Origin of the sequence: Streptomyces sp. NPDC001750, assembly GCF_042892615.1 — a bacterium.
GTDB lineage: Bacteria > Actinomycetota > Actinomycetes > Streptomycetales > Streptomycetaceae > Streptomyces.
Genome location: NZ_JBIAUE010000002.1, coordinates 155,546 through 173,933 on the forward strand (window position 1 = coordinate 155,546; position 18,388 = coordinate 173,933).

At 70.9% G+C, this 18,388-nt stretch carries 17 protein-coding genes and 5 tRNA genes; 6 read left to right on the plus strand and 16 right to left on the minus strand.

Annotated features, from left to right (window positions below):
- Positions 1-6: 6 nt before the first annotated feature.
- Positions 7-492 carry a DUF3515 domain-containing protein gene (locus ACFYY6_RS04070; protein WP_351516791.1) on the plus strand — a complete coding sequence of 162 codons (486 nt, stop codon included), beginning with the start codon at positions 7-9 and terminating at the stop codon, positions 490-492.
- Positions 493-652: 160 nt separating this feature from the next.
- Here the strand turns inward: ACFYY6_RS04070 and ACFYY6_RS04075 are convergent, their stop codons facing one another.
- The 3 genes from ACFYY6_RS04075 to ACFYY6_RS04085 form a co-directional block, all read right to left on the minus strand.
- Positions 653-1,810: a D-alanine--D-alanine ligase family protein gene (locus ACFYY6_RS04075; protein WP_386608147.1), complete on the minus strand. Its 1,158-nt coding sequence runs from the start codon at positions 1,808-1,810 to the stop codon at positions 653-655.
- A gap of 233 nt (positions 1,811-2,043) precedes the next feature.
- Entirely contained in the window at positions 2,044-3,054 is a 1,011-nt protein-coding gene (locus ACFYY6_RS04080; protein ID WP_351516788.1) for an NAD(P)H-dependent glycerol-3-phosphate dehydrogenase, read from the minus strand.
- Complete coding sequence (locus ACFYY6_RS04085) at positions 3,051-3,803, minus strand: lysophospholipid acyltransferase family protein (RefSeq protein WP_351516786.1); 753 nt, start codon at positions 3,801-3,803, stop codon at positions 3,051-3,053. Before ACFYY6_RS04085 ends, ACFYY6_RS04080 begins: the two co-directional genes overlap by 4 nt.
- A gap of 178 nt (positions 3,804-3,981) precedes the next feature.
- On the opposite strand from ACFYY6_RS04085, the gene cofC reads away from it, so the two are divergent.
- Together cofC and ACFYY6_RS04095 are read left to right on the plus strand one after the other, a co-directional pair.
- A complete protein-coding gene (gene cofC / locus ACFYY6_RS04090) occupies positions 3,982-4,656 on the plus strand; it encodes a 2-phospho-L-lactate guanylyltransferase (RefSeq protein WP_351516859.1) in 675 nt (224 codons plus the stop codon).
- Positions 4,657-4,666: 10 nt separating this feature from the next.
- Entirely contained in the window at positions 4,667-4,870 is a 204-nt protein-coding gene (locus ACFYY6_RS04095; protein WP_351516785.1) for a hypothetical protein, read from the plus strand.
- Between the two features lie 145 nt (positions 4,871-5,015).
- On the opposite strand, the gene ACFYY6_RS04100 is transcribed toward ACFYY6_RS04095, so the two are convergent.
- From ACFYY6_RS04100 to leuC, 4 genes are all read right to left on the minus strand, one after another.
- Positions 5,016-5,633, minus strand: a complete 618-nt coding sequence (locus ACFYY6_RS04100; RefSeq protein ID WP_386608144.1) for an HU family DNA-binding protein — start codon at positions 5,631-5,633, stop codon at positions 5,016-5,018.
- A 143-nt stretch (positions 5,634-5,776) separates the two neighbouring features.
- Positions 5,777-6,004, minus strand: a complete 228-nt coding sequence (locus ACFYY6_RS04105) for a hypothetical protein (protein ID WP_073784807.1) — start codon at positions 6,002-6,004, stop codon at positions 5,777-5,779.
- Between the two features lie 104 nt (positions 6,005-6,108).
- Positions 6,109-6,702 (minus strand): 3-isopropylmalate dehydratase small subunit, encoded by a 594-nt coding sequence (leuD, locus tag ACFYY6_RS04110; RefSeq protein WP_351516783.1) that lies wholly within the window; start codon positions 6,700-6,702, stop codon positions 6,109-6,111.
- 5 nt (positions 6,703-6,707) lie between these two features.
- On the minus strand, positions 6,708-8,138 hold the full coding sequence (gene leuC / locus ACFYY6_RS04115) for a 3-isopropylmalate dehydratase large subunit (RefSeq protein ID WP_360103995.1): 1,431 nt from the start codon (positions 8,136-8,138) through the stop codon (positions 6,708-6,710).
- 174 nt (positions 8,139-8,312) lie between these two features.
- On the opposite strand from leuC, the gene ndgR reads away from it, so the two are divergent.
- Positions 8,313-9,029: an IclR family transcriptional regulator NdgR gene (ndgR, locus tag ACFYY6_RS04120; protein ID WP_073784801.1), complete on the plus strand. Its 717-nt coding sequence runs from the start codon at positions 8,313-8,315 to the stop codon at positions 9,027-9,029.
- A 265-nt stretch (positions 9,030-9,294) separates the two neighbouring features.
- On the opposite strand, the gene ACFYY6_RS04125 is transcribed toward ndgR, so the two are convergent.
- From ACFYY6_RS04125 to ACFYY6_RS04165, 9 genes are all read right to left on the minus strand, one after another.
- Positions 9,295-9,367: transfer RNA gene (locus tag ACFYY6_RS04125), tRNA-Glu, on the minus strand.
- Between the two features lie 26 nt (positions 9,368-9,393).
- Positions 9,394-9,465 (minus strand) — tRNA-Gln (locus ACFYY6_RS04130).
- Between the two features lie 12 nt (positions 9,466-9,477).
- A tRNA-Glu gene (locus ACFYY6_RS04135) sits at positions 9,478-9,550 on the minus strand.
- 60 nt (positions 9,551-9,610) lie between these two features.
- A tRNA-Glu gene (locus tag ACFYY6_RS04140) sits at positions 9,611-9,683 on the minus strand.
- A 26-nt stretch (positions 9,684-9,709) separates the two neighbouring features.
- A tRNA-Gln gene (locus ACFYY6_RS04145) sits at positions 9,710-9,781 on the minus strand.
- A gap of 87 nt (positions 9,782-9,868) precedes the next feature.
- Complete coding sequence (locus ACFYY6_RS04150) at positions 9,869-10,588, minus strand: HAD family hydrolase (RefSeq protein WP_388647954.1); 720 nt, start codon at positions 10,586-10,588, stop codon at positions 9,869-9,871.
- Positions 10,589-10,916: 328 nt separating this feature from the next.
- A complete protein-coding gene (gene gltX / locus ACFYY6_RS04155) occupies positions 10,917-12,392 on the minus strand; it encodes a glutamate--tRNA ligase (RefSeq protein ID WP_351516779.1) in 1,476 nt (491 codons plus the stop codon).
- Positions 12,385-13,161 (minus strand): fumarylacetoacetate hydrolase family protein, encoded by a 777-nt coding sequence (locus tag ACFYY6_RS04160; RefSeq protein WP_360103984.1) that lies wholly within the window; start codon positions 13,159-13,161, stop codon positions 12,385-12,387. Before ACFYY6_RS04160 ends, gltX begins: the two co-directional genes overlap by 8 nt.
- Positions 13,162-13,307: 146 nt before the next feature.
- Complete coding sequence (locus tag ACFYY6_RS04165; RefSeq protein WP_351516777.1) at positions 13,308-13,496, minus strand: hypothetical protein; 189 nt, start codon at positions 13,494-13,496, stop codon at positions 13,308-13,310.
- A gap of 579 nt (positions 13,497-14,075) precedes the next feature.
- Between ACFYY6_RS04165 and ACFYY6_RS04170 the strand changes: the two genes are divergently transcribed.
- A complete protein-coding gene (locus ACFYY6_RS04170; protein ID WP_389191580.1) occupies positions 14,076-17,867 on the plus strand; it encodes a nitrate- and nitrite sensing domain-containing protein in 3,792 nt (1,263 codons plus the stop codon).
- Positions 17,868-18,290, plus strand: coding sequence for a roadblock/LC7 domain-containing protein (locus tag ACFYY6_RS04175; protein ID WP_014048545.1), 423 nt, complete (start codon positions 17,868-17,870; stop codon positions 18,288-18,290).
- The last annotated feature ends 98 nt before the right edge of the window (positions 18,291-18,388 follow it).

An 18,388-nucleotide genomic window follows, 5' to 3' on the forward strand; every position in this document is an offset into this window, starting at 1 on the left:
GGGCCGGTGACATCACCATGCCGCCGGTTCGGCCATCCCGTGCTTCTCGGTCCGTCCGTCGCCGCGCTGCTGCTGGCCGCGGTGGGCTGTTCCTCGGACGCGGCCCCGGCGGTCACGATCCCCACGCCGTCCGCGGAAGCCGCGGCGTACTGCCGCGCGCTGCATGAGGAGCTGCCGGAGACCGTCGCCGGACTCGACCGCGGTGACACCGCGGCGAAGTCCGAACTGACCGCCCAGTGGGGGGACGGAGCGATCGTACTGCGCTGCGGCGTCCCCCGGCCCGCGAAGATGGACGACCCCTCGGCCAAGGCCGTCGAGGCGAACGGCGTCGACTGGATGCTGGAGCAGCGGGACGAAGGCGGCCCGCTGTTCACGACCACCTACCGCAAGGCGTACGTCGAGGTGCGGCTCTCCGAGGCGTACGCCCATGACGCGAGCCCGCTGGCCGCGTTCGGCCCGGCCGTGCTGAAGGCGGTGCCCGCCGCCCTGTGACCCCGGCAGCGGGGTGTCACGCGCTCCGTGGCGCCGTACAGGGGCGTGCGCGGGTACGTGCACCGCAGGGCGCGGGCACCGTCCGTGGAACGCACGCCCTGCGGGACGGCGCGCACGCCCCGCGCGGACGGCACACGCACCGCGCGTGAACGGCGCCGTCTCAGCGCAGGCCGGTCGACCGGTTCAGCGCTGCCCGGATCAGCCGGTCCACCAGCTCCGGGTAGCTCACGCCGCTCTCCTGCCACATCCGCGGGTACATGGAGATCGGGGTGAAGCCGGGCAGGGTGTTGATCTCGTTGATCACGAAGTCGCCGTCCTCGGTGAGGAAGAAGTCGGCGCGCACCAGGCCCTCGCAGGACACGGCCTCGAACGCCTCGATCGCCAGGCGCTGGACCTCGGCGGTCTGCTCCTCGGTGAGCGGGGCGGGCACGATCCCGGAGGCCGAATCGATGTACTTGGCCTCGAAGTCGTAGAAGTCGTGAGAGGTCACCGGCGGGATCTCGGCGGGCACGCTGGCACGCGGCCCGTCCTCGAACTCCAGCACCCCGCACTCGATCTCGCGGCCCCGCAGCAACGACTCGACCAGGAACTTCGGGTCGTGGCGGCGGGCCTCCTCGATCGCCTCGTCGAGCCCGGACAGGTCGTCGACCTTGGTGATGCCGAAGGACGAACCGGCCCGGGAGGGCTTCACGAACAGCGGCCAGCCGTGGTCCCCGGCGAAGTCCACGATGCGCTTGCGGACGGCGGACGGGTCCGCGTCCCACTCGCGGGGGCGCACCACGAGGTACGGGCCGACCGGCAGCCCGAACGAGGTGAAGACCCGCTTCATGTACTCCTTGTCCTGGCCGACCGCCGAGGCGAGCACCCCCGCGCCGACGTACGGCACACCGGAGAGCTCCAGCAGCCCCTGGAGGGTGCCGTCCTCGCCGTACGGGCCGTGCAGCACGGGGAAGACGACGTCGACCTCACCGAGCGCCTTGGGCACCGAGCCGGGCTCGCTGTACGTCACTTCACGGCTGCCGGGGTCGACGGAGAGCACCACGCCGCCCTCGGTGGACTCGGCCAGTTCGGCCACGTCCGGCATCCTGCGGTCCGCGATGGCCATGCGTTCGGGTTCGTCGGCGGTGAGCGCCCAGCGGCCGTCGGTCGTGATGCCGATCGGCATGACGTCGTACTTGGTCCGGTCGATGGCGCTCAGGACGGCGCCGGCCGTGACGACCGAGATGCCGTGTTCGGAGCTGCGGCCGCCGAACACGACGGCCACGCGCGGCTTGCGGAGCTGCCGCTCCGGGCTCTGGGGGAGGTTCTCGCTGCTCATATCGCGTTGAGGGTACCTGTTGGTACCACGCGCGTCAGCGCGGCCGGGGCCGTCGGAGCGGTGGCGGCGGACGCCGTTCACCGCGCCGCGCGCCCCGGAACCCGCCGCCCGGCGCGCCCTTCCCCCGGCTGCCCACGCCCTGCGCGCCGCCCACGCCGTACACGTGGTCGGCGCCTCCCGGCTCACGGCGCCGAGCGGGACCGGCACCGTGCGGAACTCGGGCCGCCCCGGTCTCAGCGCCGCTCGGGCTTCGCGCTGCGCGCCATCAGCTCGCGCAGCGCGACCACCGGCTGCTTGCCCCCGTGGACGATGTCGACGACCGTCTCGGTGATCGGCATGTCGACGTCGTACCTGCGCGCCAGATCCAGCACCGATTCACAGGACTTGACGCCCTCGGCGGTCTGCTTGGTGACCGCGATCGTCTCCTGGAGGGTCATGCCCCGGCCGAGGTTGGTGCCGAAGGTGTGGTTGCGCGAGAGCGGCGAGGAGCAGGTCGCCACCAGGTCGCCGAGGCCCGCGAGCCCGGAGAAGGTGAGCGGGTCGGCGCCCATGGCGAGGCCGAGCCGGGTCGTCTCGGCGAGCCCCCGCGTGATCAGCGAGCCCTTGGCGTTGTCGCCGAGCCCCATGCCATCCGCGATGCCGACGGCGAGACCGATGACGTTCTTGACCGCACCGCCGAGTTCGCAGCCGACGACGTCGGTGTTGGTGTACGGGCGGAAGTACGAGGTGTGGCAGGCGGCCTGGAGGCGGCAGGCCACGGACTCGTCCCGGCAGGCGACGACCGCCGTGGTCGGGCGGCGTTCGGCGACCTCCTTGGCGAGGTTGGGGCCGGTGACGACGGCGATACGGTCCGCGGAGACCTTGGTCACGTCCTCGATCACCTCGCTCATCCGCTTCGCGGTGCCGAGTTCGACGCCCTTCATCATCGAGACGAGGACGGTCTCGGAACCGAGATGCGGGGTCCAGTCGGCGAGGTTGGCGCGCAGGGTCTGCGAGGGCACGACGAGCACGGCGAAGTCGGCGCCGTCCAGCGCCTCGACGGCGTCCGTGGTGGCCCGGAGCGACGCGGGGAGTTCGATCCCGGGCAGGTAGTACGGGTTGGTACGGGTCGTGTTGACGGCCTCGGCGACCTCGGCACGACGGCCCCAGAGCGTGACCTGGCAGCCGGCGTCGGCGAGCACCATGCCGAAGGCCGTACCCCATGAGCCGGTTCCGAAGACGGCCGCCTTCGCGGGGTGCGTCACTTGGATCCCTCTCCTTCGGCCTTGCGGCGCTGTTCCGCACGGGCCGTGCGGTGGTCGTACGGCTGCGCGGGGGCCTTCTCGCCCCGGACGATCTCCAGCTGCTCGGTCACCGCGGCCATGATGGCCTCGGTGGCCTCGCGCAGGACCTCGGGCGTCGGCTGCCTGTCGTAGAACCGGGAGAGGTCGACGGGCGGGCCGGCCTGCACCTGGAGCGTCTTGCGGGGGAAGAGCCGGATCTTCTTCTCCTTGGCGTACGGCGGCACCGCCAGATTGGCACCCCACTGCGCGACCGGGATGACCGGGGCCTTCGTGAGCAACGCCACGCGGGCCGCGCCGGTCTTGCCGGCCATCGGCCACATCTCGGGGTCCCGGGTGAGGGTGCCCTCCGGGTAGAAGGCGACGCACTCGCCGCGCTCGATGGCGTCGACTGCGGCGCGGAAGGCGTCCATCGCGTCGGACGTCTCCCGGTACACGGGGATCTGCCCGGTGCCGCGCAGCATCATCCCGACGAAGGGCGTCCTGAAGAGGCCGGCCTTCGCGAGAAGACGCGGCACGCGTCCGGTGTTGTACTGGAAATGGGCATAGGAGAGCGGGTCCAGATAAGAGTTGTGATTGACCGCGGTGATGAATCCGCCGTCGGCCGGAATGTGCTCCATTCCCCGCCAGTCACGCTTGAACAGAACCACCAGCGGCGGTTTCGCGATGACCGCCGCCAGGCGGTACCAGAAGCCGATTCTGCGGCGGGACACTCGGACACCTTCCTCTAAGGACCTGAACTCTGCCTGGACTCTGCCTGGCTACTGACGGTCAAGTCTCGCCCCAGGCCCCTGCTCTGTCGAGAACACCGTACGCCCAGCTTTCCGGACCGACTCCTCGGGTTCTCGCGCCGGCAGGCGAGAATAGGCGGCGACGCGCTGCGAGGGGGAGATCGCCACGAACACCGACCCGGCCGGCCCGACCGGTTCCTGGACCTTGGTGGTCCCGTTGAAGCCCTTGGCCCTGGCCAAGAGCAGGCTCACGCCCACGACCGGCGACGCGCTGCGCCCGCGACTGGCCCTCGCGTTCGCCCGGGACACGGTGACCGCCGCCCTGTCCTGCCCGGCGGTACGGGATGTGGTGGTCGTCACGGACGATCCCGGGGCCGGTGCGGCGCTCGCGACGCTCGGCGCGGACGTCGTGCCCGACGAACCGGGCCGGGGGCTCAACGCCGCCCTGGCGCACGGCGCGCGGACCGTACGGTCCCGGCGCCCCGGGGCACCCCTCGCCGCGCTGGGCGCGGACCTCCCCGCGCTCCGTCCCGCCGAATTGTCCCGGGTACTCGAATTCGCCGCAGCATTTCCCCGCGCATTTGTCACGGATGCGGCGGGAATCGGAACAACATTCCTGTCGGCCGCGCCCGGGGCGGAATTGCGCCCGCTTTTCGGCGGCCCCTCCCGGGCCCGGCACCTCGACTCCGGTGCGGTGGAAATCGGCCTGACCGGCATCGATTCGGTACGCCAGGACGTGGACACCGGCGAGGATCTGCGCGCGGCCCTCGGGCTGGGAGTCGGCCCGCACACGGCGGGATACCGGGCCACCGGCGCGGCACCGGCGGACCGATAGGCTGCCGTCCATGCAGGCGACCGCGTACACGTACGACCCCGAGACCCGCACCGGCAGCGTGCTCCTCGACGACGGCACCCCGGTGGAGTTCGGCTCCCAGGCCTTCGACGCGGGCGGTCTGCGGCTGCTGCGCCCCGGGCAGCGGGTGCGGATCGAAGGCACCGGCGAGGGCGCGGAACTGCGGATCACACTGGTGACCCTGCAGACGTTCTGAACGGCCGCGGCTCCTCCACGGCACACCACGGACTCCCTGACGGCCGCAGGCTCCCTGAGGGGCCGCGGGCCCCGTGACAGCCGCGGGCCGGGCTCCCCGAGAGGAACCCGGCCCGGCGCGTATGAGCGGCCTGCGCTGCTCGGCCTCACTTCTTCCGTGCGGTGGTCTTCTTCGCCGTGGTCTTCCGCGCGGTGGTCTTCTTCGCGGGCGCCTTCTTCGCCACGGCCTTCTTGGCCGGCGCGGTCTTCTTGGCCGCCGCCTTCTTCGCCGCGGCCGCCGTCGTCTTCTTCGCGGCCGCCGTCGTCTTCTTCGCCGCCGCGGTGGTCTTCTTCGCCACGGCCTTCTTGGCCGGTGCGGCCTTCTTCGCCACAGCCTTCTTCGCTGCGGCCTTCTTGGCCGCGGCCTTGGCCGTCGTGCGGGCGGAAACACCGCCCGTGAGGCTGCCCTTGGGCGCCTTCTTCACCGCCACGTCGTGCTTGGGGAGCTTCTTCGAGCCGCTCACCAGGTCCTTGAAGCCCTGTCCCGCGCGAAAACGCGGCACCGAGGTCTTCTTGACCCGCACCCGCTCGCCCGTCTGCGGGTTGCGGGCGTAACGGGCCGGGCGGTCGACCTTCTCGAACGAGCCGAAGCCGGTGACCGAGACCCGGTCCCCCGCGACGACCGCGCGGACGATCGCGTCGAGCACCGCGTCGACAGCGTCCGCGGCCTGCTGACGGCCGCCGAGCTTGTCGGCAATCGCTTCTACGAGCTGCGCCTTGTTCACGTCTTCCCCTTCGGAGACATTGCCAGAACGAAAGTGTTCAAGCGTTTTCGCACGTTAGGCAGATATATACCGCAAATCAAACACGAAACGGGCTAATCACCCTAGTGCCGCAACGAAGTCGACCGCTGCGTCGTTCCGCAGAGTCACTCACCTTCGGGGAGTCGGCCCTCGTCGAGGTCCTTCATCAACCGGTCCAGACGCCTTGCCGCATCCGGGAGATCGTGCTTAGCCGCGGCCGTGATGACCAACAGCTTCCGGGACAGCGCCATCCGTACGCCCTCCGGGACTTGCAGTGCGCGCACTCTTGTGTGCGCTTCCTTCAATCGGTCGGCGACTTGGCCGTAAAGCTCGAGTTGGCTGTCGCGTTCCATGCACCGATTGTGCCATCTGAGGCGAGTTGTCGCCCGACGGGGTCTCAACAAGCGACTGCGCCCCCTGCCGGGCGGCAGAGGGCGCAGTCATGGAAACGTCCTGCTCAGACCTTGAGCGTGCGCGGTTTGAAGGCCGGCCTGGCCGCCTCGTACGCCGCGATGTCCGCTTCGTTCTGAAGGGTGAGGCTGATGTCGTCCAGCCCGTTCAGCAGACGCCAGCGGGCGTTCTCGTCGAGTTCGAAGTCCGCCGTGATTCCCTCGGTGCGGACCTGCCGGGCCTCCAGGTCGACGGTGATCTCGGCCGTCGGGTCGGCCTCGGTCAGCGCCCAGATCCGGTCGACGGTGTCCTGGTCGAGCACGACGGTCAGCAGGCCGTTCTTCAGCGAGTTGCCGCGGAAGATGTCGGCGAACCGGGAGGAGATGACGGCCTTGAAACCGTAGTTCTGCAGCGCCCACACGGCGTGTTCGCGGGACGAACCGGTACCGAAGTCGGGACCGGCCACCAGGACCGTCGCGCCCTCGCGCTCGGGGCGGTTGAGGACGAAGTCGGCGTCCTTGCGCCATGCCTCGAAGAGCCCGTCCTCGAAGCCGTCGCGGGTGACCTTCTTCAGCCAGTGGGCGGGGATGATCTGGTCGGTGTCGACGTTGCTGCGGCGCAGCGGAACGGCCCGGCCGGTGTGCGTGGTGAAGGCTTCCATGTTTCTCAGACTCCAGCGGGCGTACGGACGTCGGCGTCGGACAGGTCGGCGGGCGAAGCCAGGTGGCCCAGCACGGCGGTGGCGGCCGCGACCTGCGGGGAGACCAGGTGCGTACGGCCGCCCTTGCCCTGTCGGCCCTCGAAGTTGCGGTTCGAGGTGGAGGCGGAGCGCTCGCCGGGGGCCAGCTGGTCGGGGTTCATGCCGAGACACATCGAGCAGCCGGCGTGCCGCCACTCGGCGCCCGCGGCGGTGAAGACCTTGTCCAGGCCCTCCTCGACGGCCTGGAGGGCGACGCGGACGGAGCCCGGGACGACCAGCATCCGTACGCCGTCGGCGACTTTGCGGCCACCCAGGACGGCGGCCGCGCCCCGCAGGTCCTCGATCCGGCCGTTGGTGCAGGAACCGACGAAGACGGTGTCCACGTTGATGTCACGCAGCGGCTGCCCGGCGGTCAACCCCATGTATTCCAGGGCCTTTTCGGCGGCGAGCCGCTCCGATGCGTCTTCGTACGAAGCCGGGTCGGGGACGCTGGCCGACAGGGGCGCGCCCTGGCCGGGGTTGGTGCCCCAGGTGACGAACGGCGCCAGTTCGGCGGCGTCGATGACGACCTCGGCGTCGAAGACCGCGTCGTCGTCGGTGCGCAGCGTCTTCCAGTACGCGACGGCGGCGTCCCAGTCCTCGCCCTGCGGGGCGTGGTCGCGGCCCTTCAGATAGGCGAAGGTGGTTTCGTCCGGGGCGATCATGCCGGCGCGGGCCCCGGCCTCGATCGACATGTTGCAGACGGTCATCCGGGCCTCCATCGAGAGCTTCTCGATGGCGGAGCCGCGGTACTCGATGATGTAGCCCTGGCCGCCGCCGGTGCCGATCCGGGCGATGATCGCGAGGATCAGGTCCTTGGCGGTGACACCCTCGGGCAGTTCGCCGTCGACGGTGATCGCCATGGTCTTCGGGCGGGCCATCGGCAGCGTCTGGGTGGCCAGGACGTGCTCGACCTGGCTGGTGCCGATGCCGAACGCCAGCGCGCCGAACGCGCCGTGCGTGGACGTGTGGGAGTCGCCGCACACGACCGTCGTGCCGGGCTGGGTCAGGCCCAGCTGCGGGCCGACCACGTGCACGACACCCTGCTCGACGTCGCCCAGCGGGTGCAGCCGCACGCCGAACTCCGCGCAGTTCTTGCGCAGGGTCTCCAGCTGGGCGCGCGAGACCGGGTCGGCGATCGGCTTGTCGATGTCGAGGGTCGGGGTGTTGTGATCCTCGGTGGCGATGGTGAGGTCGAGGCGCCGCACCCGGCGGCCGGCCTGGCGGAGGCCGTCGAACGCCTGCGGGCTGGTGACCTCGTGCAGCAGGTGCAGATCGATGAAGAGGAGGTCGGGCTCGCCCTCGGCGCGCCGGACGACGTGGTCGTCCCAGACCTTCTCCGCGAGTGTCCTACCCATCGCTTTCCCTCCGGCCGGCGTCTTCGCCGGCCCAACTAGAGATGTGGTGCGCCACCGTCCGGACCCCCGAGCGGGGCGGTGGCCGCGGGCCGTTGTGCGGCCGCCCTTCCAGATTGGCAACTTCCGCCGAAAATTGAACTTGCGTTTCACAGAGTGAGACGGGAGTATCGTCGTATGGACAACTCTAGCGGCGTCGGCGTTCTCGACAAGGCGGCTCTGGTCCTGAGCGCCCTGGAGTCCGGCCCGGCCACCCTCGCCGGGCTGGTCGCGGCGACCGGGCTCGCACGACCCACGGCCCATCGACTCGCCGTGGCACTGGAACACCACCGTCTGGTGGCGAGGGACATGCAGGGCCGTTTCATCCTCGGCCCCCGACTGGCCGAGCTGGCCGCGGCGGCGGGCGAGGACCGTCTGCTGGCGACGGCCGGGCCGGTGCTCACGCATCTGCGTGACATCACGGGCGAGAGCGCGCAGCTCTACCGGCGCCAGGGCGACATGCGGATCTGCGTGGCGGCGGCGGAGCGGCTGTCCGGCCTGCGGGACACCGTGCCGGTCGGCTCCACGCTCACCATGAAGGCCGGCTCGTCGGCCCAGATCCTGCTGGCCTGGGAGGAGCCGGAGCGCCTGCACCGCGGCCTCCAGGGTGCCCGCTTCACGGCGACGGCACTTTCGGGCGTGCGACGCAGGGGCTGGGCCCAGTCGATCGGTGAGCGCGAGCCGGGCGTGGCCTCGGTCTCGGCGCCGGTGCGCGGCCCCTCCAACCGCGTGGTCGCCGCCGTCTCGGTCTCCGGCCCCATCGAGCGGCTGACCCGCCACCCGGGCCGGATGCACGCCCAGGCGGTCATCGACTCGGCGGCGCGACTCAGCGAGGCCCTGCGCCGGAACGGCTGACAGCCGTACGCTCCCCGCCCGCACAGCCCGTCGCGCACCCCATCGTGCACTCTCACGCGATGTGCGACTCCTCCCCCGGCCGCCCCAGCGTCGTGGCGGCCCCATCCAGCTCTCCACCGGTGCCAAGTCCCCGCATCCGCCCCGGACATGACGGCACGGCACACCCGTCGGGAATCACGCGGCGCCGGACACACGGCAACTCGCCCCGCGCACAAGCAGAAGGGTCCTTCACCGAAGTGAAGGACCCTTGTCTGTCCTGCTGTTGTACCCCCGACCGGATTCGAACCGGCGCTACTGCCGTGAGAGGGCAGCGTGCTAGGCCGCTACACAACGGGGGCTTGCTTCTTGCGTTTGCATTTCTGCGCTGGGCTACCAGGACTCGAACCTAGAATGACGGTACCAGAAACCGTAGTGTTGCCAATTACACCATAGCCCACAGTGATACAAGTACCCCCGACCGGATTCGAACCGGCGCTACTGCCGTGAGAGGGCAGCGTGCTAGGCCGCTACACAACGGGGGCCCTAGCGATCCTGCATCGAAATCATGGGTGCGACCCTGATGATCTCGCGGGAAGGATCTGTACCCCCGACCGGATTCGAACCGGCGCTACTGCCGTGAGAGGGCAGCGTGCTAGGCCGCTACACAACGGGGGCTTGTTTCCTGCGTTTGCATTTCTGCGCTGGGCTACCAGGACTCGAACCTAGAATGACGGTACCAGAAACCGTAGTGTTGCCAATTACACCATAGCCCACTGGAACGCAACCCCTTGCGGAGCCTTTGTTCCGGCTGCGCTTCCCGTTCGGATCTTTCGTCCCGCTCGGGCGGCGCAGGAAGAACATTACCCGAAGGTGTCCGGCGCTCCAAAACGGGTATCGCCCACCAGCAGCGCGGGCAGCTGATCGAGCCCGCTGATGCGGGCGAGCTCGGGCCGTCCGCCGCGTCCGTCCCGGTCCAGCCAGATCCCCATGAGCCCCGCGGCGGCCGCGCCGCGGGCGTCGATGTCCGGCTCGTCCCCGACGTACGCGACCTCCCCCGGCTCCAGCGCGAGCGCGTCGCACGCGGCGTGGAAGGCGCCGGGTTCGGGCTTGGAGACGCCCAACTCCACGGCACACACCACCGCCTCGAACCGGTCCCGCACGCCGAGTACGCGCAGCTTCCGGTCCTGGTTGTGGATGCTGGAGTTCGACAGCACCGCGTGCCGGAACCGGCCGGCCAGCCGGTCCAGAACGGGCAGGACGTCCGGGAAGAGCGACCAGGCGGCCTCGTAGTGGGCCGCGTGCCGAGCAAACCAGTCGTCGGCCTCGGCGTCGTCCAGCGCCCGCGAGAGGAACTCCCGGACCCGGTCCCTGCGCTGCCCCGGGAAGTCCGTCTCCCCGGCCGCGAACCGCGCCCAGTGCACATCGGTGATCGCCCGCCATGCGACGAGGGCCTGCTCGACGGAGCCGTATCCGTCGGGCAGGCCCTCCTGTTCGAGATGCGTGCGCATGCCGGCGCGATCGGCGCCGCTGTAGTCGAAGATCGTGTCGTCGATGTCCCAGAGCACGGCTCGGATGACCATGCCCGAAACCTATCCCGGCCGGGGCCCCGCCGTCCCGGACTTCCCGATGCCGGGGGCCTGTCGCTACGGGCCGTGCGGACGGCCGCGCGCCGCGGCCCGCCTTCCGCTCCCCGGTCCCGGCCGCCGGGACTCCGTGTGACGAGCCCTCACCGCGCCCGGAGAGCGGGTCGGGCTCCAGCCGGTCGGACGTCCACGAGGCGTCCCCGACACGGCGTTCCCGGGCCTCGGCCGACCGGCCGGGTCCGGCGGTGCCTCGCGGCCCGGAAACGCCCGGGGGCGGCGCCCGGGGTGATCCGGGTGCCGCCCCCTGCGGGCGTATGGCCGGTGCCTACGCGGCCGCCAGCTTCGCCAGGGCCGCGTCGATGCGGGCGATGGTCTTCTCGCGGCCCAGGATCTCCAGGGACTCGAAGAGCGGCAGGCCGATCGTGCGGCCGGTGACCGCGACACGGACCGGCGCCTGGGCCTTGCCGAGCTTCAGGCCGTGCTCCTCGCCGGCGGTGAGGATCGCGTTCTTCAGTGCGTCCGCGTTCCACTCGGCGTTGATCAGGTTGGCGCGGGCCGTGACGAGCAGGGCGTCGGAGCCCTCCTTCATCGCCTTGTTCCAGGACGCCTCGTCCTCCACCGGCGCGTCCAGGAAGAGGAAGTCGACGTTGGCCGTGATGTCGGAGAGGACCGTGACACGGGTCTGCGCGTGCGGGGCGATCGCGGCGAATCGCTCCGCGTCGAAGGACTCCGGGGTCCAGGGAGCGAACGGGGCCTTCAGCCAGGGGCCGCACGCCTCGGTGAACGCCTTCACGTCCATCCTGCGGATGTGCTCGGCGTTGATGTGCTCGCACTTCTTCAGGTCGAAGCGCGCCGGGTTGGCGTTGACGTCCTTGATGTCGAACGCGGCCACCATCTCCTCGACGGAGAAGATGTCGCGGTCCTCGGAGATCGACCAGCCGAGCAGGGACAGGTAGTTGAGCAGTCCCTCCGGCACGAAGCCGCGCTCGCGGTAGAGGTTGAGGGACGCCTGCGGGTCGCGCTTGGAGAGCTTCTTGTTGCCCTCGCCCATGACGTACGGGAGGTGGCCGAAGGCGGGGATGTCCTTGGCGATGCCCAGCTCGATGAGCGCCTTGTAGAGGGCGATCTGGCGCGGGGTGGAGGAGAGCAGGTCCTCGCCGCGCAGGACGTGGGTGATCTCCATCAGGGCGTCGTCGACCGGGTTGACCAGCGTGTAGAGCGGGGCGCCGTTGGCGCGGACGATGCCGTAGTCCGGCACGTTCTCCGGCTGGAAGGTCAGCTCGCCGCGGACCAGGTCGGTGAAGGTGAGCGCCTCGTCGGGCATCCGGAAGCGGACGATGGAGGTGCGGCCCTCGCTCTCGTACGCGGCGGTCTGCTCGGCCGTGAGCTCGCGGCAGTGACCGTCGTAGCCGGACGGCTTCCCGGCGGCGCGGGCGGCGTCGCGGCGGGCGTCGAGCTCCTCGGTGGTGCAGTAGCAGTGGTACGCGTAGCCGCCCGCGAGGAGCTTCTCGGCGACGTCCTTGTAGAGGTCCATGCGCTGCGACTGGCGGTACGGGGCGTGCGGACCGCCCACCTCGGGGCCCTCGTCCCAGTCGAAGCCGAGCCAGCGCATCGAGTCCAGGAGCTGGTCGTAGGACTCCTCGGAGTCGCGGGCGGCGTCGGTGTCCTCGATGCGGAAGACGAGGGTGCCGCCGTGGTGCCGGGCGAAGGCCCAGTTGAACAGTGCGGTGCGGACCAGGCCCACGTGGGGGTTGCCGGTCGGGGAGGGACAGAAACGTACGCGTACAGGTGCGTTAGCCACGCTTGATCACCTTGTTGGTGAGAGTGCCGATGCCTTCGATGGTGACGGCGACCTCGTCGCCGACATGGAGGGGGCCGACCCCCGCGGGGGTGCCGGTGAGGATCACGTCGCCCGGAAGCAGCGTCATCGCTTCCGTGATGTGGACGACCAGGTCCTCGATCGAGCGGATCATGTCGCTCGTCCGGCCGAGTTGTCGTTGCTCGCCGTTGACCGTTGCCTGAATGGTCAGATCGCGGGGGTCGAGGTCGGTCTCCACCCAGGGGCCGAGGGGGCAGGAGGTGTCGAAGCCCTTGGCCCGGGCCCACTGCTTCTCGCGCTTCTGGGCGTCGCGGGCGGTGACGTCGTTGGCGCACGTGTAACCGAAGATGACGTCCTTCACGCGCTCGCGCGGCACTTCGCGGCACATGCGGCCGATGACCACGGCCAGTTCGGCCTCGTGGTGGAGCTCGTTCGAGAAGGAGGGGTACTCGATGGCGTCGCCGGAACCGATCACCGAGGTGGTGGGCTTGAAGAAGGCGACGGGGACGTCCGGTACCTCGTTGCCGAGCTCCTTGGCGTGCTCCGCGTAATTGCGGCCGATGGCCACGACCTTGTTGGGGAGCACCGGCGGGAGGAGGCGGACCTTGCTCAGCGGGACCTTGGTGCCGGAGAGCTCGAACTCGGCGTACGGGATGCCCTTGATGATGTCGAGGACAAGCCCGTCGGGACCCTCGCCCTCGACGGCGCCGAAGGCGACATTGCCGTCGATGGAGAACCTGGCGATGCGCACGGGATGCTGTCGCCCCTCACTTGCTGGCTGACTGAAGACTGACACTCCAGGCTAACGCCTCAGCCTGCGGGATCCGCCCGAAAGGAACGTCGTCCGGCACGGGGCCGCGAGGCGGCGCGAGGGGTCGCGAGGGGCGACCGTGCGTACTACTCGGCGACCACGGCCGTGGCCGGGGCCTCCATCAGGATGGTGCGACGGGGGTTGGCCGTCTGGGAGGGCAGCTCGACGGAGTGCTCCGGGCGTTCCGGCGTCCGCAGTTCGGCGACGTCCCCGAGGTGCGCCAGCGTGGTGCGGCGGGGGTTGGCGATGTTGCGGAGCGTCTTCGTCGTCTTCATCTGTCGCTGCGACCCTGTCGGTACGGGCGCCGCCCGGAGGAGCGCCGGTTGTCGGATTTGCCATCCCTGTAAAACGCCAGGCTAAACATCGAATTCCCTTGGAAAGCCCGGACGAGACGGCGATCATCGTGTGAGTTTGCTCACCACCCCAGGGATAAAAGTCCCAATTCGGGCACGTAATCACCTCCGGCAAAACAGACATTTAGTAACTGAATCAGCCATTCCGCTCCTGATCATGTCGACTGGGACACCCGGCGCCGCCCGCCCATTGATGATCAATATTCCGTTTTGTCCATGATCACGGTCCACCACTGGTTACCCCTCCATCACAACGGGTCACCCGCATCCCGCCCTGGCACGGGGCCCTTGTTGGAGATCCGGCACTGTGCTGGAATTCCACGCACCGCCGCGGGTTTCAGGCCGGCGCGCAGGGGCGCAAGCAGCGCCGAGTGGCGGCGGGAAGGGGGAAGAGCGCCGGTCACTCACGACCGACAGGGGCGGACACCTCGCCCCACGACGCCGACACCGTCCCACCCGCCTCGCGCGGAGGGGGCGCCTGGTCCAGAGGTTGCGACGCTAGTGCAGGGACGTTTCAAGAGGGATGGCGCCGGGTCTCCCCAGGCCCGCCAGGGCCGGGGGGAAGCCGCGGCGGAGCCGGAGCCGCACGGCGGGACCGACCGCGGCTCCTCGCCCCAGCACGCCCAGGGCCCCGGACCCGCCAGATCCGGCGACGGGGACGACCGCCGTCCCGGCAGCGCGCCGGACGCCGGCGAGCCGGACGCGTCGTCCAAGTCCCGCGAGCCCTCCGGCGCGGGTTCGCGCATGGCCCTTCGCAACTGGCGCATCAGCACGCGCCTGGTCTCGCTGCTCGCGCTGCCCGTGGTCGCGGCGACCACACTCGGCGGTCTGCGGATCAACGAGTCCATGAACGACATGCAGCAGCTGGACCACATGCAGCTGCTCACCAAGCTGACCATGCAGGCGACCCAGCTCGCCCAGGCGCTCCAGGCGGAGCGCGACAGCTCGGCCGGTCCGCTGTCCCACGGCGGGACCACCAGCAACTACAAGGTCAGCGTCCCCCGCGACAAGACCGACAAGGCGCAGGCCGCCTTCCTCGACGCGACGACCTCCATCGGCGACCCCTCCGGTGACGAGGCCCTCGAGGGCATCTACTCCAGCGTCAACCACATCGCCACCCAGCTGGGCGACATCCGTGACATCCGCAAGGACGCGTACGCCAAGGGCACGCCGAGCCTTCAGACCATCGACCAGTACAGTCAGCTGATCACCTCGCTGCTGAGCCTCTCGCAGGACATGGCCCAGGCCACCAGCAACTCGGAGATGATCAAGCGGACCCGCGCACTGGCGGCCTTCTCCTCCGCCAAGGAGTACGCCTCGATCCAGCGGGCCGTCATCGCCGCGGCCCTGCCCGTCGGCGGCAAGGAACCGCATCTCGACAAGAACGACCAGGAGTTCGGCCGCGGGGCGCTGCGCAAGGAGGGCGCGGCCATGCGTTCCTTCGCGGCGGTCTACTCGGCCACCGGCAACAACGCCGCCGACCTGACCTCCACGCTGACCAACGGCAACCCGGAGATCAAGGCCGCCGAGACCTACGCGAAAAAGGTGCTGGAGAGCCCCACGGGCCTGAGCGGCACGGCGCGCCGTTCCTACATGGACTGGTACGACCAGAGCTCCACCAAGATCAATGCCATGACGACCATCGAGGCCACCCTCCTCGGTGACATGGAGAGCAAGGCCCGCGAGCTGCGCGACGAGTCGAAGCGCGAGGCGATCATCAGCGGTGCGCTCATCCTGCTGGTGCTCGGCGTCTCGCTGGTCGGCGCCTTCGTCGTCGCCCGGTCGATGATCCGTTCGCTGCGGCGGCTCCAGGACACCGCTACGCGCGTCGCACAGGACCGGCTGCCCGAGATCGTCAAGCAGCTGTCCGAGGCCGACCCGCAGGACGTCGACACCTCGGTCGAGTCCGTCGGTGTGCACTCCCGGGACGAGATCGGCCAGGTGGCCGCGGCCTTCGACGACGTGCACCGCGAGGCGGTCCGGCTCGCCGCCGAGCAGGCGCTCCTGCGGGGCAACGTCAACGCGATGTTCACCAACCTCTCGCGCCGCAGCCAGGGCCTCATCCAGCGTCAGCTCTCGCTCATCTCCGAGCTGGAGTCGCGCGAGGCCGACCCGGACCAGCTGTCCTCGCTCTTCAAGCTCGACCACCTCGCGACCCGCATGCGCCGCAACGGCGAGAACCTCCTCGTCCTCGCGGGCGAGGAGCCGGGCCGCCGGTGGACGCGGCCCGTTCCGCTGGTCGACGTGCTCCGCGCCGCCGCCTCCGAGGTGGAGCAGTACGAGCGCATCGAACTGGCCGCGGTGCCCGCCACCGAGGTCGCGGGCCGGGTCGTCAACGACCTCGTGCACCTGCTCGCCGAGCTGCTGGAGAACGCGACGTCGTTCTCCTCCCCGCAGACGAAGGTCCGGGTCACCGGTCACGCGCTGCCCGACGGCCGGGTGCTGGTCGAGATCCACGACACCGGCATCGGTCTCTCCCCCGAGGACCTGGCCGCGATCAACGAGCGGCTGGCCTCGCCGCCCACCGTGGACGTCTCCGTCTCCCGCCGCATGGGTCTGTTCGTGGTCGGCCGCCTGTCGCTGCGCCACGGCATCCGGATCCAGCTGCGGCCCTCCGACTCCGGTGGTACGACCGCGCTGGTCATGCTGCCCGTCGAGGTGGCGCACGGTGGCAACCGCCCGGCTCCCGGTCAGGGACCCGGGCAGCAGCCCGCCGGGGCGCCCGGCGGGGCCCTGGGCGCGGGCGGCGGCCCCGGCGCGGCGGGCGGCCCCCGTCCCGGCCCGGGCGGCGCTCCCGCGGTCCCGGGGGGCCAGAACGGTCCGCGCGGCCAGGTCGGCGCGGGCCCCGGTCCGCGTGCGGCGCTGCCCACGCGGGACGGCGGTGCCCGCCGTTCCCCGGACGAGCAGGGCCGGCAGAACGCCGGATTCCCGTCCGACGGCGGTCCGCAGGACGTCTCACGCCCGGGGCCGCGTCAGGGCGGCGGCCTCGCCGGTGCCTTCGGCAACGCCGCCCGGCTCGGCGCACGCGGCCAGGGCGGCAACACCGGACGTACGGAGCCGAACGGGCCCGACCTGTTCGACAAGAACCGCGGCAGGGGCCACCAGGACGCGCGTGGCCCGCAGGGCCGGCCGGACCTGGCCGCGTGGCAGCCTCCGCAGGCCCCGCAGCCTCAGCAGGCCCCGCAGGACCCCTTCGGCCGCCCCGACGCTCCGGCGGACTCCGGACGTCAGCTCCCCCCGGTCGGTGGCCCGCGTGCCGAACTGCCCGGCGGCAACCCCCTGCCGCAGCGCCCGCAGCAGGCCGGGTGGGGCACCGGGGACTCGGCCCAGCCGGACGCCCCGCGCGGCCACGAGGAGCCCGAGGCCACCGGCCGGTTCCAGCTGCCGGGGAACCCGCAGCTCGCGCCGCGGCCGTCGCCGGACGACGACCGGCAGGGCCCCGGCTCCACCGCCGAGTTCGCGCGCCCCGACTTCTCGGCCCCCGCCCCGCAGAATCAGGGTCCGCAGGGCCGGTCGCCGCTGGACGGGCCGTCCCAGGACCCGGCCGGCACCGGTCAGTTCGCCCGCCCCGACTTCGGACAGCAGCAGGACCCCGCGGGCACCGCGCAGTTCGCCCGCCCCGACTTCGGACAGCAGGCGCCCGCGCCGGTGCGGGACCAGGGGCTGTCGGCGCCGCGTCAGCGGAGCCGGGAGGACGAGGACTTCGGTGCCCCGCGTCCGCCCGCCGCGCCCACCACCGCCGGTGACGGGCAGTACCGTCCGGTCGCGCCGTCGCAGGCGCGGCCCGAGGCGTTGCCGCCCGCGGCCGGTCCGGGCGACGGCCGTACGCCGCTGTACGACACCCTGGAGACGAACTGGTTCCACGGCCCGCAGCAGGGCGGCCAGCAGCCGCCCGCCGGGCCGCAGGGCCCGGCTTCCCCGGGGCGCGCGGAGCAGGAGGACCCCTCGGCTCCCGCCGCGCCGCACCTCACGGGAAGCGACTCCGGTTCCCCCACAAGCTCCTGGCGCCCCTCGCCGAACGACGAACTCGTACGGCAGGCGGAGCGGGCCAAGAATCCCGCGGCAGGCGGAGTCACCACGTCCGGACTGCCTCGCCGGGTCCCTCGCGCCAACCTGGTGCCGGGCACCGCCCAGCAGCAGAACCACCAGTCGGGTCCGCAGGTGTCGCGTGCGCCCGACGACGTGCGCGGGCGGTTGACCAATCTCCGCCGGGGCATCCAGCAGGGTCGGCAGGCCAACAACCAGTCGACCGGCAGTTTTCCACTCGGCCCCACTCACCAGCAGGAGCGTTAGTTGAGCCCGATGAGTCAGGCCGCGCAGAATCTGAACTGGTTGATCACCAACTTCGTGGACAACACCCCCGGGGTGTCGCACACGGTGGTGGTCTCCGCCGACGGACTCCTGCTGGCCATGTCCGAAGGTTTCCCGCGTGACCGTGCCGACCAGCTCGCGGCCGTCGCCTCCGGTCTGACCTCGCTGACCGCGGGTGCCTCCCGGATCTTCGAGGGCGGCGCCGTCAGCCAGACCGTGGTGGAGATGGAACGGGGCTTCCTGTTCCTGATGTCCATCTCCGACGGATCCTCGCTGGCCGTGCTCGCGCACCCGGAGGCCGACATCGGTCTGGTCGGCTACGAGATGGCCCTCCTGGTCGACCGCGCCGGCACCGTCCTCACCCCGGACCTCCGAGCCGAACTCCAAGGCAGCCTGCTCCACTAGGCGGCCACGAACCGACCACCAGGAAACGCTCTCAGACCCTCGCCCGTCCGGCCGCCTAGAGCCCCACCGGCCCTTCAGACGGCAAGCCGACACTCTGC